Below are 12,984 nucleotides of genomic sequence, written 5' to 3' on the forward strand. Positions count from 1 at the left end.
CGACGACACCCGCGAGCGATTGCAATACACTCGAGTCCAACACATCGAGTTAGCTCACTCAAGACGACGTCTTTACGGCAGGAAGGATTCCGATTATGGCACTGTGGCCGTTTGGGAAGAACAGTAAACACCAGCAGGAACATGAGGAACAGCAGGGACAAGAGTGGCAATCGGGAGGGCCGGAGTCGGTTGAGCCTGCTGAATCTGTGCAAGCAGAGGTATCTGGGGAGTCAGCGGACACTGAATTGCCACTCGCGAGCGGTGCCACCGGAGTCGTGGAGCATGATCCTGTCAGCGGGGATGTGGGCCCCTTCGACGGGGATTCAGTGGAGATCAATGATTTTGACTTCTCCGACTTCGGCGTATCGATCTTGAACCTGGGGTCCATGCGTATTCCTCTGCCACAGGAATCCCAGGTGCAAGTGGAGATGGGTGATCAATCGCCACGCATGCTGCACATTGTCACCCATCACGGCAGGATTACCCCGGTAGCATTTGCAGCGCCTAGTTCCGGTGGACAGTGGGACCAGTCGGTCGATGAAATCGCTGACGGCATGCGCGGGCAGGGGATGCCGGTGACATTGGAGATGGGGCCATGGGGCCGCGAAGTTGTGGGCACCGGAACCAATGGTGTAATCCGAATCTTCGGCGTAGACGGTCCGCGGTGGATGCTGCGCATGACGTGCGCCGCCCCGGCAGGAAAGGAAGAGCAACTTGCGTCTTTGGCGCGTGAGATGGCTGCCCGAACTTTTGTTTACCGTGGCAATGATCCGATCCTGGCTGGTAACTCGTTGCCCGTCATTTTGCCGCAGCAGCTTGCGGAACAAGTTCAGCAGGCCGTTCAGCAGCGCGCACAGCAACAGATGGCGCAGCAAGGCCAGACGCACGAGGACATGCAGCGTTTGGCTAACAATCAACAGCAGAACGGAAACCAGCAGTAGTGGAGCCGTTATCAGCCGGGGATACGCTCACGCTGCGCACTACGGGGATGGCACATGGGGGAGAGGCGATTGCGCGTGCCGACGACGGTCGCGTCATTTTCGTGGCAGGAGCACTTCCGGACGAAACTGTTATCGCCACGGTGACCAAGGCGAAAAAGCGGTGGGCACGAGCCACTCTGGACACTGTTATTGCTGCATCAGAGCACCGCGTGGAGCCGTATTGTGATGCATTTAGAGCGGGCGCGGGATGTTGCGATCTGTCTTATTTTTGGGTGCCTGAAGCGTGGATGGCCAAACACCAGATCCTGCAGGGTCAGATCGAGGCGCTAGCCGGCCGTTCTGGTGTGATGGATGAGTTTGAACAGGAACAGACCAACACGGCCGTATACCCCCTGGACGGCGACGTGGATGACGAACGTGGACAGCCTGAACCGTGGCGAACACGTGTCCGCTTCGGTGTGAATGCCCAGGGCCAGGCAGGTGTGCGTAAAGCTAAATCCAACGACATCGTCACGGTCCGGTGCGCGCAGGTGCTCCCCGAAATTTATGGCGAGCTGAGAAAGCACCGCTTTACCCCAGGAGCTGAGGTCGTTGCTGTCCGTGACGGACTCGGTGAGGTCCATGTGGTGGAAACACAACGGGTGCCCCGTGGTCGGCGAGTTGAGACAATCGAGAAAGTTGTTGCCGGTACTGGCACTGTCACTGAGATTATCGGCGATTACACGTTCACCTTTCCTGCCACCGCGTTCTGGCAGGCGCACAAGGATGCGCCTGCTTTGTACGACATGGTGATCCGCCAGTGGGCGGTAGGGGACTACACGCGAGCGGTGGGGTGGGACCTCTACGGTGGTGTTGGAGCTTTCGTGCCGTCTATTGCGGAGACACTTGGCCATGATGCGACCGTTTATTCCGTGGACTACTCACCTGCTGCCAACGCCGCGAGCCAAGACGGATTATGGAATTTCGAAGTGAAATCCGTCAAGGGGAAGGTCGAGTCGGTCGTCGATAAGCTTCCTGATCCGGGCCTCGTCGTGCTTGACCCACCGCGAACAGGTGCGGGAGCCCACGTTGTCGCGGCGATCGCTGCGAAGCGGCCCGAACGTGTTATACACATAGGGTGCGATCCGGCGACATTCGCGCGCGACTTGGCGGCGTGGGGCGAAAATCGCTACCGGGTGAAACGCTATGCATCGGCGGATGCTTTTCCGGGCACGCACCACTTTGAAGCGTTGGCACTGTTGGAACCCGCCCACGGCACGTAGCGCCATTCGTTTCGGGGGTAATCCCACGTGTAAGATGACGCTCGAACGTATCAACGAAAGTGAACGGGTAAGCAAAGGAGAGTCGGAGCACAGATGAGTATCTTGAGCGGAATCTCGTCGCCGGCAGATGTCAAGGCGCTGTCCGGGGCCGAGCTGGAAACGCTTGCCGACGAGATCCGTCAGTTTCTCATTGAAAAAGTATCGGCAACTGGTGGCCACCTAGGCCCCAACCTAGGTGTGGTGGAACTGACAATCGCTTTGCACCGCGAATTCTCCTCGCCGAGTGAGCCGATCATCTTCGATACCTCCCACCAGTCCTATGTGCACAAGATCCTCACCGGACGTGCAAACCAGTTTGACACTTTGCGGCAAAAAGGCGGACTGTCCGGCTACACCGATCGGGCAGAATCCGAACATGACTGGACAGAATCCTCCCACGCCTCAGCCGCACTGTCTTATGCCGATGGAATGGCCAAAGCGTTTGAGCTTTCCGGCCAGGGCCACCGAAACGTGGTAGCCGTAGTTGGGGATGGTGCCCTGACCGGTGGCATGTGCTGGGAGGCCTTGAATAATATTGCTGCCGGTGATCGCAATGTTGTGGTGGTGGTAAACGATAATGGGCGCTCGTACTCAGCCACGATCGGCGGATTCGCCAATACCCTGGAAGGGTTACGCGCCCAGCTCGCCAATTTGCGCATTCAGCCCGGCTACGACGAAGTCATGGAGCACGGCAAAAAAACCCTGAAATCCATGGGGTGGGTGGGGGAGCGTACCTTTGATGCACTTCACGCCCTGAAAGAAGGCGTGAAGTACCAGGTGCTTCCCACCGAGATGTTCCCTGAGCTAGATATGAAATATGTCGGCCCGGTGGAAGGCCACGACATCGAGGCGCTCTCACAAGCACTTCACTACGCCTCGACATACACAGGCCCGGTGATCGTGCATGTGGTCACTGAAAAAGGCCACGGCTTTGCCCCAGCAGTCAATGACATTGCGGAGCAGATGCACTCCACCGGTGTGATAGACCCGGTAACAGGTGAACCAATGAAGCAGTCTCACCCAGGCTGGACATCCGTGTTTTCCCAGGAGCTGGTGAAAGCTGGTCAAAAACGCGACGATATCGTGGCGTTGACAGCGGCTATGGCAGGACCAACAGGCTTGACCCCATTTGCCGAGAAATTTCCTGCACGCTTTTTTGATGTCGGTATTGCAGAGCAACATGCGGTGACTTCTGCAGCGGGCTTGGCCCTGGGCGGCTACCACCCAGTTGTGGCGTTGTATTCGACGTTCCTCAACCGAGCCTTTGACCAGTTACTCATGGATGTCGGACTGCTTCGCTTGCCAGTCACATTCGTGCTTGACCGTGCGGGCGTGACTGGTTCAGATGGTGCCTCGCATAACGGGGTGTGGGACATGGCGATTGCTTCGATCGTTCCGGGAATTCGTATTGCAGCACCACGCGATGCAACACGCCTGGCAGAGCTATTTAATGAGGCCATTGAATGTGAAACTGGTCCTACCGTCGTGCGCTTTGCTAAAGGAGATGTAGGCACCGATATCGAAGCGGTTCGACGCATCGATTCCAATGTCGATGTGCTTTATGAACCTGCTGGCGCCGACGATAACACGCCTCGAGTCTTGCTAGTTGCGGTCGGCGCGTTCAGTGGGCCCGCCGTGTCAGTTGCGCAGAAGCTCGCCGATGACGGTGCGGCCGTGACCGTGGTAGACCCCCGTTGGGTCATCCCCATAAGCCCTCAGATTGTTGATCTTGCCACGGATGCTGATCTGGTTGTGGTGTACGAGGACGGCATTATTCGCGGGGGCGTCGGCTCTGCGGTCTCCGAAGCGTTGGATGCAGCTCAGGTGGATACTCCAGTGCGCCATCTTGGGTTCCCCTCTGTGTTCCCAAAGCATGCATCGCGCCGTGAGGTGCTGGAGGAATACGGCCTCGATGCAGACTCAGCGCGTGAGGCGATCCGTGGTTGGGTTGGTTTTCTCTCCGAGCGGGACTAACTAGTCACTATTGAGCTGCGCGGCGATCAGCGGTGCAGTCAACGCAATCTGCCACATTCGTGCACCACGTCTTTGGAGAGCTACAGCGATGCGGTGGGTACTCCACACACCCGACTCAGTTGTTGCTTCCCAGACCACAGTGCGAAGAAGTGCTGGAGCCAGCATGTCGGACGCGTGGATGGTGATCTCGTCAGCACGCTCTGCGATGTTCTGACGGATGGCTTGTAAATGCGCGTACGACGTGGGCGCCTCACGCTGCCACAACGTCTTTCCGGGGGTCTCACCTGTATAGCAGCGTGGATCCGGATACGAAGCAGGAGACGCATGGTAGGCATCCACGAGGGCCGGCCACGGATCAAAAACGCGACGGACCCCGCGGGTTCGGACAGCGTCACGGCGAGTCGACGGCACCGTCTGCGCGAGCTCAACAAGCGCCCTGTTGGGCAGCAGAGCCCCGGGAGCGGTGTCCGTTTCTCGGGCTTGTCGTTCCCGGTGTTCCCAGATAGTTCGAGCGATATGCAGGCTTCGCGCAGTGCGCAACTTGCCGATACCTTTGGTATCCCGCCATGACCGTGGCGTCGGGATGCTATCGTCGGCATGCGTGGACACGAGGTGTTCGCATTCAGCTTCGAGCCACTCGAGCTTTCCTTGTGCGTCCAGTAATTCGGCTTGTGCTTCAGCTAGGAGATTGAGATAGGCCACATCGAGGGCGGCGTACTCTAACCAGTCCTCAGGCAGCGGTGTACGTGACCAGTCTTCGCGGCCGTGGCCCTTGGCCAGCTCCACACCGCAAAACTCCTGCACCATGGCGGCAAGATTTGGCTTGCTAAAGCCAGCTAATCGGCCCGCTAGTTCTGTATCGAAAAGCTCACCTGGCAACAATTTCAACCACCCAAGGCTAGGAAGGTCCTCACTGGCCGCATGCAGAATCCATGACTGTCCGGTGACTACGGGGCCTACCGCGGCGGAAAACTCGTCCCGCAGTCCCTCTGGGGCGAATAGGAAAGTGCCTGCGTCGCGCCGGTAAATCTGGACAAGAAAAGCGCGGTCATCATAGCGAAACGATGACGCGCGTTCGGTGTCTATTGCAAAGGGGCCACGGCCCCGCGCTAAAACGGATGCCGCTCGGGAAAACCCCTCGGCCGTATCAACGAGTTCGTATTGCGCAGCCATGCTATCTGCCGGGAATTTCAGTGACTCCAACCGGTGGAAGGCCAGCTACGAGCGCTAGAACGTGCGAAAAAGCCTCAACATGTGAGGATAAATCAATGCCATCGGCAGTCCACGACGCACGCATTTCCAGTTGGTAGGCGCGTGGCGGGCCACCGATCTCTCCGAAGCGCACACTAGCTGTGGAGGTAACGGTACCGCCGAGGTTAGTGAAACCGGCGCCAGCTTCCGCCAACGATTCGTTGAGCCATTGCCACGCCACATCAGGCAACAAGGGATCGCTGGCTACAGCATCATCCATGTCAGCCTGAATATAGGCGACAAGGCGCATGGAGCCTTCCCAGGCCTCTTCGGCTTCGGCAGAGTGCAGCAGAATAAGGCGACCAAAAGCGTCGCCATTTGAATCCGGTGCGAGAGCGGCATCGTCGGAGCCCTTGGACACCTCAAGACCAATCGCGTGGCTGTAGGGCGCTGGGCGCTGGGGAGGGCGAATGGTTCCGAGGGTGATCTCGGGGCGCAGATTGACGTCGTGCATTGATTCCACAGCAGCTGAGAATTCGCTCGGAATCGTGGAAGTATCGCCACTCGATTGCGTGCCTGCGTGCACGCCGAGGTCGGTGTGAGCTGCAGGGGACTGGGGATTCGAGTCGGAATTGGTCACGATATTCAACGTAATGAGGGCCTGGGCGTTTTTGTGGAGGCGCGCCGTTGATTGCAATCCGAGGCCTGCTAGGGTGGATAATACTTTCGTTTGAATACCGCCGCTTGAAAGGAACTTGTCCGTGGCAAAACTTGATTTTCAGAAGCTCAACAGCATGCAGCGCTACACGCAGTGGATCACCCTGCGCGCTCTGCCGGGAGCGCTTGGCGACGACCGCCAGGGCGTGATCGATGAAGCGAAGGCTTTTTTCGACACTCTGGAAAACGAAGGTGACTTGATCGTGCGTGGCATCTACGACATCACCGGTACTCGTGCAGAGGCAGATGTCATGATCTGGTGGCATGCCGAAGAATTTTCCACCCTCCAAGATGCCTACAACCGTTTCCGCCGCGACACCGAATTAGGACGCGCACTCGAACCATTCTGGATCGGCAACGGTCTCCACCGTCCAGCGGAGTTCAACAAGTCTCACCTGCCAAGCTTCATCATGGATGAGGAGCCGGGTGATTGGATCACGGTCTACCCATTCGTGCGTTCCTACGATTGGTACATCATGGATGCCCAGAAGCGTCGCAAGATCCTCGTCGAGCACGGCCAGGCAGCGCGGGACTTCGCCGACGTGCGAGCGAACACGGTTCCGGCCTTTGCACTGGGCGATTACGAGTGGTTGCTCGCTTTCGAAGCACCAACCCTGGACCGCATCGTCGACTTGATGTACAAGATGCGCTACACAGAGGCGCGTCTTCATGTTCGCGAGGAGATCCCGTTCTTCTCCGGGCGTCGCGTCACAGACGTCGCAGAGATTGTCACCCTGCTGCCGTAGACAGGCAGGATGTGTTGGGGAGCTAAAAGGTTGAGTGTTAGCCGGACTGTGGCTCGAAAGTCATCGAAATAGAGTTGATGCAGTAGCGCAGATCCGTTGGGGTGGGGAAGCCCTCACCTTCAAAAACGTGTCCTAAGTGAGAATGGCAATTCGCGCACAACACCTCGGTGCGGACCATCCCGTGAGTGGTGTCTTTCCGCTCGATCACCTTGTCACTGTCGGACGGCTGGTAAAACGCAGGCCAGCCGCACCGTGCATCGAACTTGGTGTTGGAGCGGAAAATTTCTTCACCACATCCACGGCAGTAGTAGACGCCTTCTGCTGTGGTATCGGTGTACTCGCCAACTCCTGGCGGTTCGGTGCCTGCCTCGCGCAGGACGAAATACTCCCTCTCATTAAGCTTGTCGCGCCACTGCTGGTCGGACCAATCAAGATAATTAGTCATGGGAGTGCATGTCCTTCCGTTCTGGTATCTGGGTTCGTGACACCAACACTACCCATGTGGCTGCCGCAAGAATCAGAATCGCCCACCCCACGGTAGGCAGATAGGTAGTTAACCAGCGCCCAGTCAGGGTGAAGTGGGGTGAATACCAATCCAGTGGCACCAAGCACAACACCGCGCCGACCCAGGCCATGGGGTTGTGGAAGAAACTCACGCGCTGCACCACGGTGAACATTGCTGGAAAGATCATCATTGAGTAATACGCCTGGCCCAGCGATGAAAGGAGAAATACCCCAACTAGTAAAACCGCAGCAGTGGTAGTGGCCCACAGCAGCGGATCAGTAAAGCGGAAGCGCAGCAGCCCTAGCACAGCTATGGCGACGGCAGCGGCGAGGATGAGCCAGAGCACAGATTCCATCCACCCCGGCATGCCAAAATACACGGCAAACCCCGCTAAAGAAGAATTAGCGTAATCGCGGGTTTCACCGAGGTAGGGGACAAGCTTGTCCACGTAATCGCTGGCACCAGGGGTCAGTGGCCAGGCGAGCACATTAAGCAGCACCGGTACCGCAACACCCGCGTCGAGCGCCTTCCAATTCAATTTCGCCAGGGGGAGAAACAGGAGGGGGAGGAACATGGGCTTAACGACGATCGCCAGCCCCAACACGATGCCCGCCAGCCACGATCTGCGGTTGAGAAACAACCAGAAAAACCCGACAAGCGCTAGTAATAAAATGCCGTTGATATTGGAAAACACTAGGGTGTTGGTGACCGACTCAGTGGCGAAAGCCGCAGCGATTGAGGCAGGGACAAGCCATGAACGCCAGGTGTGACCTACCAGGTACGTCATGATCAGCAGCGCCAAGATGATCGCCATCGCGTTGGCCCCAATGAACCAAGGCCGGATGGCAGCGGTATCGGCGGTGAACCCCAGTGGCGATAGCAGTAGGGTGGCACCAGGGTTGTACAGGTAGTGCGGATTCACGTGATGGTAAATCTCGTTGTACACCGGCACGCGCTCGATGAAACGCCGAGCGGCGGTCTGCACGGTGGTGAAGTCATCCGTGATACTGCCGGTGCGTGCCAACACGAAGACGCGATGAATCACCAGCAGAATCGCTAGGGGCCAAGCGACAGCGTTTCCAATCGCATTAGCCCTGCGTGGGGCAGCCGTTTCGCTTAAGGGAGCGTGCGCCACCCACTTGTTTTCGAGACGTTTTACAGACACGCCTTTCACCGTACCCGGCGATACCTTAAGAACAACACTGAATCGTCGGTTACGTGCGCATCTTCCAGTGTCATGCGGTGGGAAAACGGGGTGCCATCTGGACGGAAAGAAAGAAGATGCTTTTCGACGGGCCCATGCACCTGCGGGTCCACAGTCAGGTGGAACACATCCACTAGGTCCGCGTTGAACAACATCGAGTAAATACCGGGGCCGCCTTCACATATGACGCGGGAGTAACCACGGGCGTGCAAAGCCCCAACAATCTCATGCGCAGTGCCCGCACCTGTATCCACAAGCGTTGCGCCAGCTGCCTCTAAAGCCGCACGTCTGTCTGCGAGGGCTGCGTCGTTAAGCGTGCCCGCCGGCGTAAGGATCAGGGGAGCTATTTCGGTGTTCCAAAACAGTTGTGCCGTGGTGTCGAAATCCAGTGAGCGTGAAACTACTGCAACCGGTGGGACTTCCTGCTGCCCATTGCTTCGACGCGCAGTTTTTTCCTGCTCGTTAACCTGTATCCCAAAGTAATTTTCGGAGCGTACTGTGTTTAGTCCGACGAGGAGTACGTCCGACCACACTCTTAAAGCATTGAGGAGCTGGGAGTCGGTGTCGTTTCCAAGTGCTTTGGATAGCCCATTAATAGAGGCAGTACCACTGATCGTTGTTACAGCAATCGCTCTGAGCTCTCGCACCGCAGGCGCAGCCAAAGGGCCAACAAGCTCGCTCACAATTCGTTCCATGTGGCGCAGTCTACACACGGGATATCCTGAAGAAATGAACTCTCACACCAAAGGAAATCGAAGGAGATCGAAGATAAGCTCCGTCCGTTTCACAGGTTTTGGAAAGATCAAGGATGCACAACGTGGAAAAACTCTATATAAGGCGGAGAAGCATCAATGAAACATACCGATGCAGGCTGCGAGTACGTAGCAGATGACCTAAAGATTGGCACTGGGGCATACGACGTTTCAAACTACCGTGAAGCGACCTTGTTGGTCACTGATTATTTAGAGGGACGGCTGACTGCGGTATTCGATAGGTGGCCAGAGCGGGCGACGTTGATGCTGTCGGGCGGAATTGATTCCATTTTGATCGCCACAGTTGTAGCTCGCTTGCGTCCGGACTCATTGGCTCTCACATTTAGCCAAGAGGGCGACGATAATGCCGCGAAGGAAGCGGAAACGGCAGCTGCAGTAGCGCGACAACTAGGCTTGGAACATCAGATCGTAGAGCCTGATTCCTCCCAGCTAGAAAAGTTGTTGGCCGAGACTGTCCGGAAACTTGGCACCAGTGAGCCATGGGAAGTTCTTGCGGGTGTCGTCCTCGTAGCAATCAACCAAGCGGCTCAGCAGAGCAACGCCAATGGACCAATTATCTCTGGGGGAGGTGCTGATGCGCTTTTCCTGGGCGGCGCTGATTTTGAGACAACTGGATTCAACGATATGAGCGAGGTAGTCGCGCAATGGGATAAGCGGGTGAGGGCTAAGATCGAGTCGAATTTTACGAGGAAACGCTTCATTCCTGACTTTTACGAGCGGCTCTTAAATGATCCGGATCGCCACATTCAGGTGTGGCAAACAGAGGCCGCAGTGCGCCTTGCCCAGCGTCTCCATCCCCAGGTTGTGCGAGGAGAGAATCTTTCACGCGATAAAGATCTCTTCCGGCGCATGGTTGTTAAAGCGGGTCTTGCTGAAAGCGTCGTGGCATTGGATAAGAATCCAATGCAGGTATCATCCGGAGGCCTTAATGGAATCGTCCGCCTCGCGCGCCAGGAAATGAATGAGAAGTTTGGGGCCAGGACCTACTCAGATCCTTTAGTTGAACCGCTCGACTTTACTGTGTCGCGGCTGTGGCTAGGTTCCCTGGAAAATGGTGACTAAACGAGGGACAGCCCGGCCCCCCAAAAAGGTGGCCGGGCTGTGATTGGAGCGGATGACGAGACTCGAACTCGCGACCCTCACCTTGGCAAGGTGATGCGCTACCAACTGCGCTACATCCGCGGGCTGTTCGCAGGCTCACAGCCCGAAAGCCGTCAACCTGAAAACACTGTTCGCAGGCTCACAGCCCGAAAGCCATCAACCTGAAAACTGCGTGCGCGATACTGGGATTGAACCAGTGACCCCTACCGTGTCGAGGTAGTGCTCTACCGCTGAGCTAATCGCGCGAGGGATGGAGGTGGATACGGGAATCGAACCCGTGTACACGGTTTTGCAGACCGTTGCCTAACCACTCGACCAATCCACCATGGTTTAACCCCCAAAGTACCCGAAAAGTACCTGGAGCGGATGACGAGACTCGAACTCGCGACCCTCACCTTGGCAAGGTGATGCGCTACCAACTGCGCTACATCCGCGGGCTGTTCGCAGGCTCACAGCCCGAAAGCCGTCAACCTGAAAACTGCGTGCGCGATACTGGGATTGAACCAGTGACCCCTACCGTGTCGAGGTAGTGCTCTACCGCTGAGCTAATCGCGCTAATTCCATTGTCTTGGCAGGATCCTGTAATGGAATCCTGGAGCGGATGACGAGACTCGAACTCGCGACCCTCACCTTGGCAAGGTGATGCGCTACCAACTGCGCTACATCCGCTTGCACCGCAGATAATAGCCGATTGTGGCTGAGGCCACGCAATGACGCGGTGCGAATCAAAACTTTAGCTTGACGGGCAGCTGATACACAAATCGACTGGTCATCGAGTATCTAAAAGTTGCTCTGCCACGGTGGAGGTTAATAGTCAAATGACAGTAATGTGGTTCGCTCAGAGACCGTCGATTTAGTGTGTACCGCAAGACGGAGGGCTCCGGTGGCCTGCTGATTAGGTACTTGATGGAGCTTCGGACTAATGTTTGTTTACGTCCGAAGGGGCCGTTGGTCCTATGGCTCAGTGGAAGAGCGTTCCGTTCACACCGGAAAGGTCGCTGGTTCGATCCCAGCTAGGACCACCATACTGCACCCGCCAGCATTGTTGCTGGCGGGTGTTTGTGCTTCTTGGTGGTCAAACCGTGTTGCTTTTTGGGTTAAGATCGTTTCGGTACTTAAGGAGCCTTGATTGACCCCTTTCGGGGTTAATTGCAGGTTAACGCGGTGTATCCGGGAACTTTTCTCCCGGTTCTACCGACAACTTACTTGACGCAGTCGGACCCACTTGGGTGCTAGCGTCGAATATTTACCAGCCATTCGGTAGAGAATTATCTACTGCTAGCTGTACCTCGAGATTTGGTTCCATCATCCGTATGGTTGAAGGTCAAAGAAGAAATACTGGAATACTAGGAGACTTTTTGTTGCGTTCCATCCGCCATACCGTCGCTGTCGCAACCGCTGGGCTGTTCTTAGCGGCGGCTGCGTTTGCTAGCCCTCTCGCTGCAGCGCACGATTCCGTGATTGGTGGAAGTCCGAGCAATGAAGAAGTTGTCGCTGAATTTCCGGACACGATCACTTTGGAATTCTCGGGATATGTCAAGGATGATTTCAATACTTTCGCGGTCTCTGATGCCAAGACCAAAGAAGTGTTGTTTTCCGGAGAACCAACAGTAAATGCGCGTCTAGTCTCGCTCGACGTGCCCCCTGATGTTGATCCTGGTCCGGGCGAATACCGTGTTGGATTCCAGATTACCTCGTCCGATGGGCATGCCACCAGAGGTATGACCACCTTCACGGTGGCAGGTGAGTCGAGCCAGCAGGAAGATAATGCTGACAGCTCGGCTCCGAGCAAGCCGGAAGCGTCTGCACCGGACACTGTCGAGACAGACTCGTCCTTTCCCTGGGGCTTAATCGTGGGAGCGGGGCTTGCTGTTGTCCTCAGTGCTGGAGCGATAATCGCTGCGGCTGGTAAACGTCGTTAAGTTCCTACCAACCCAAAATACAAGGAGAGAATCCCTATGAACCGCCGTCTTGCTGCTGGTGCAGCCCTGATCGCTGCATCCCTAACAATCGCTGCCTGCGGAAACGACACGGATTCGACCACCGAGACCACCGAAGAAACCACTACAGAGACCGCCGAGGTTGCTGCGGGGCAGGACGTCACACTGGAGGATCCTGTTGTTCGCGCAATGGAGGCTGGTAAGGGCATGACTGGTGTTTTCGGAACCCTGACTAACCACACTGACGAGGACATCAATATCGTTGAGTTCTCCACGGACCTCGGAGCGACGATGTATGAGCTTCATGAGACTGTCGATGGCATTATGCAGGAGGTCGAAGGCGGCTTCGTTGTTCCTGCGAACGGCACCTACGTCCTAGAACCAGGCGCTGATCACTTCATGATTATGGGCTATGACGAGGCGATCGAAGCTGGCGACACCATCAACGTTTCTTTCAAGGATGCTGATGGCAATGAGTACACCGTCGAGGATGTCCCAGTACGCACTTTGATTCCTGGTGAGGAAAACTACGGCGAGGACGGCCAGTTGACTGGCCACCAGCCGGGCCACGATATGCATGGCCACTAAATG

12 protein-coding genes and 7 tRNA genes are annotated in these 12,984 nt (G+C 56.5%); 8 read left to right on the forward strand and 11 right to left on the reverse strand.

Translation table 11 applies throughout. From position 1 onward, the window contains the following. Positions 1–95 precede the first annotated feature (95 nt). The 3 genes from CKV99_RS04595 (at position 96) to dxs (ending at position 4,216) form a co-directional block, all read left to right on the forward strand. Complete coding sequence (locus tag CKV99_RS04595; protein WP_092255053.1) at positions 96–941, forward strand: DUF3710 domain-containing protein; 846 nt, start codon at positions 96–98, stop codon at positions 939–941. Beyond that, positions 941–2,203, forward strand: a complete 1,263-nt coding sequence (locus CKV99_RS04600; protein WP_092255056.1) for a class I SAM-dependent RNA methyltransferase — start codon at positions 941–943, stop codon at positions 2,201–2,203. The genes CKV99_RS04595 and CKV99_RS04600 overlap by 1 nt, the downstream gene beginning before the upstream one ends. 93 nt (positions 2,204–2,296) lie before the next feature. Next, entirely contained in the window at positions 2,297–4,216 is a 1,920-nt protein-coding gene (gene dxs / locus CKV99_RS04605; RefSeq protein ID WP_092255058.1) for a 1-deoxy-D-xylulose-5-phosphate synthase, read from the forward strand. Here dxs and CKV99_RS04610 read toward each other — a convergent pair whose 3' ends face one another. Together CKV99_RS04610 and CKV99_RS04615 are read right to left on the reverse strand one after the other, a co-directional pair. Further along, a complete protein-coding gene (locus CKV99_RS04610) occupies positions 4,217–5,389 on the reverse strand; it encodes an HRDC domain-containing protein (RefSeq protein WP_092255061.1) in 1,173 nt (390 codons plus the stop codon). A 1-nt stretch (position 5,390) separates the two neighbouring features. Continuing rightward, positions 5,391–5,993, reverse strand: coding sequence for a DUF3000 domain-containing protein (locus CKV99_RS04615; protein WP_092255687.1), 603 nt, complete (start codon positions 5,991–5,993; stop codon positions 5,391–5,393). A gap of 208 nt (positions 5,994–6,201) precedes the next feature. Between CKV99_RS04615 and hemQ the strand changes: the two genes are divergently transcribed. Further along, complete coding sequence (hemQ, locus tag CKV99_RS04620; protein ID WP_092255690.1) at positions 6,202–6,870, forward strand: hydrogen peroxide-dependent heme synthase; 669 nt, start codon at positions 6,202–6,204, stop codon at positions 6,868–6,870. A gap of 37 nt (positions 6,871–6,907) precedes the next feature. Here the strand turns inward: hemQ and msrB are convergent, their stop codons facing one another. From msrB to CKV99_RS04635, 3 genes are read right to left on the reverse strand one after another with little or no spacing between them, the layout of a single operon-like run. Beyond that, complete coding sequence (msrB, locus tag CKV99_RS04625; protein WP_092255064.1) at positions 6,908–7,315, reverse strand: peptide-methionine (R)-S-oxide reductase MsrB; 408 nt, start codon at positions 7,313–7,315, stop codon at positions 6,908–6,910. Beyond that, on the reverse strand, positions 7,308–8,540 hold the full coding sequence (locus CKV99_RS04630; RefSeq protein ID WP_092255693.1) for a glycosyltransferase family 87 protein: 1,233 nt from the start codon (positions 8,538–8,540) through the stop codon (positions 7,308–7,310). The genes msrB and CKV99_RS04630 overlap by 8 nt, the downstream gene beginning before the upstream one ends. A 5-nt stretch (positions 8,541–8,545) precedes the next feature. Further along, on the reverse strand, positions 8,546–9,274 hold the full coding sequence (locus CKV99_RS04635; protein WP_092255067.1) for a pyrimidine reductase family protein: 729 nt from the start codon (positions 9,272–9,274) through the stop codon (positions 8,546–8,548). Between the two features lie 156 nt (positions 9,275–9,430). Between CKV99_RS04635 and CKV99_RS04640 the strand changes: the two genes are divergently transcribed. Further along, positions 9,431–10,414 (forward strand): asparagine synthase-related protein, encoded by a 984-nt coding sequence (locus CKV99_RS04640; RefSeq protein WP_092255071.1) that lies wholly within the window; start codon positions 9,431–9,433, stop codon positions 10,412–10,414. Between the two features lie 44 nt (positions 10,415–10,458). Here CKV99_RS04640 and CKV99_RS04645 read toward each other — a convergent pair. From CKV99_RS04645 to CKV99_RS04670, 6 genes are all read right to left on the reverse strand, one after another. Then, positions 10,459–10,534: transfer RNA gene (locus CKV99_RS04645), tRNA-Gly, on the reverse strand. 92 nt (positions 10,535–10,626) lie between these two features. Then, positions 10,627–10,698 (reverse strand) — tRNA-Val (locus tag CKV99_RS04650). Positions 10,699–10,704: 6 nt separating this feature from the next. Beyond that, positions 10,705–10,778 (reverse strand) — tRNA-Cys (locus tag CKV99_RS04655). A gap of 33 nt (positions 10,779–10,811) precedes the next feature. Beyond that, positions 10,812–10,887: transfer RNA gene (locus CKV99_RS04660), tRNA-Gly, on the reverse strand. Between the two features lie 49 nt (positions 10,888–10,936). After that, a tRNA-Val gene (locus CKV99_RS04665) sits at positions 10,937–11,008 on the reverse strand. Positions 11,009–11,046: 38 nt separating this feature from the next. After that, positions 11,047–11,122: transfer RNA gene (locus CKV99_RS04670), tRNA-Gly, on the reverse strand. Between the two features lie 281 nt (positions 11,123–11,403). On the opposite strand from CKV99_RS04670, the gene CKV99_RS04675 reads away from it, so the two are divergent. The 3 genes from CKV99_RS04675 to CKV99_RS04685 all read left to right on the forward strand — a co-directional run bounded on the left by CKV99_RS04675 (position 11,404) and on the right by CKV99_RS04685 (position 12,981). Beyond that, positions 11,404–11,478, forward strand: a tRNA-Val gene (locus CKV99_RS04675). Between the two features lie 288 nt (positions 11,479–11,766). Then, positions 11,767–12,375, forward strand: a complete 609-nt coding sequence (locus CKV99_RS04680) for a copper resistance CopC family protein (protein ID WP_092255074.1) — start codon at positions 11,767–11,769, stop codon at positions 12,373–12,375. Between the two features lie 36 nt (positions 12,376–12,411). Next, positions 12,412–12,981 carry a copper chaperone PCu(A)C gene (locus tag CKV99_RS04685; protein ID WP_092255077.1) on the forward strand — a complete coding sequence of 190 codons (570 nt, stop codon included), beginning with the start codon at positions 12,412–12,414 and terminating at the stop codon, positions 12,979–12,981. The last annotated feature ends 3 nt before the right edge of the window (positions 12,982–12,984 follow it).

The organism is Corynebacterium cystitidis, from assembly GCF_900187295.1.
Taxonomy (GTDB): Bacteria; Actinomycetota; Actinomycetes; order Mycobacteriales; family Mycobacteriaceae; genus Corynebacterium; species Corynebacterium cystitidis.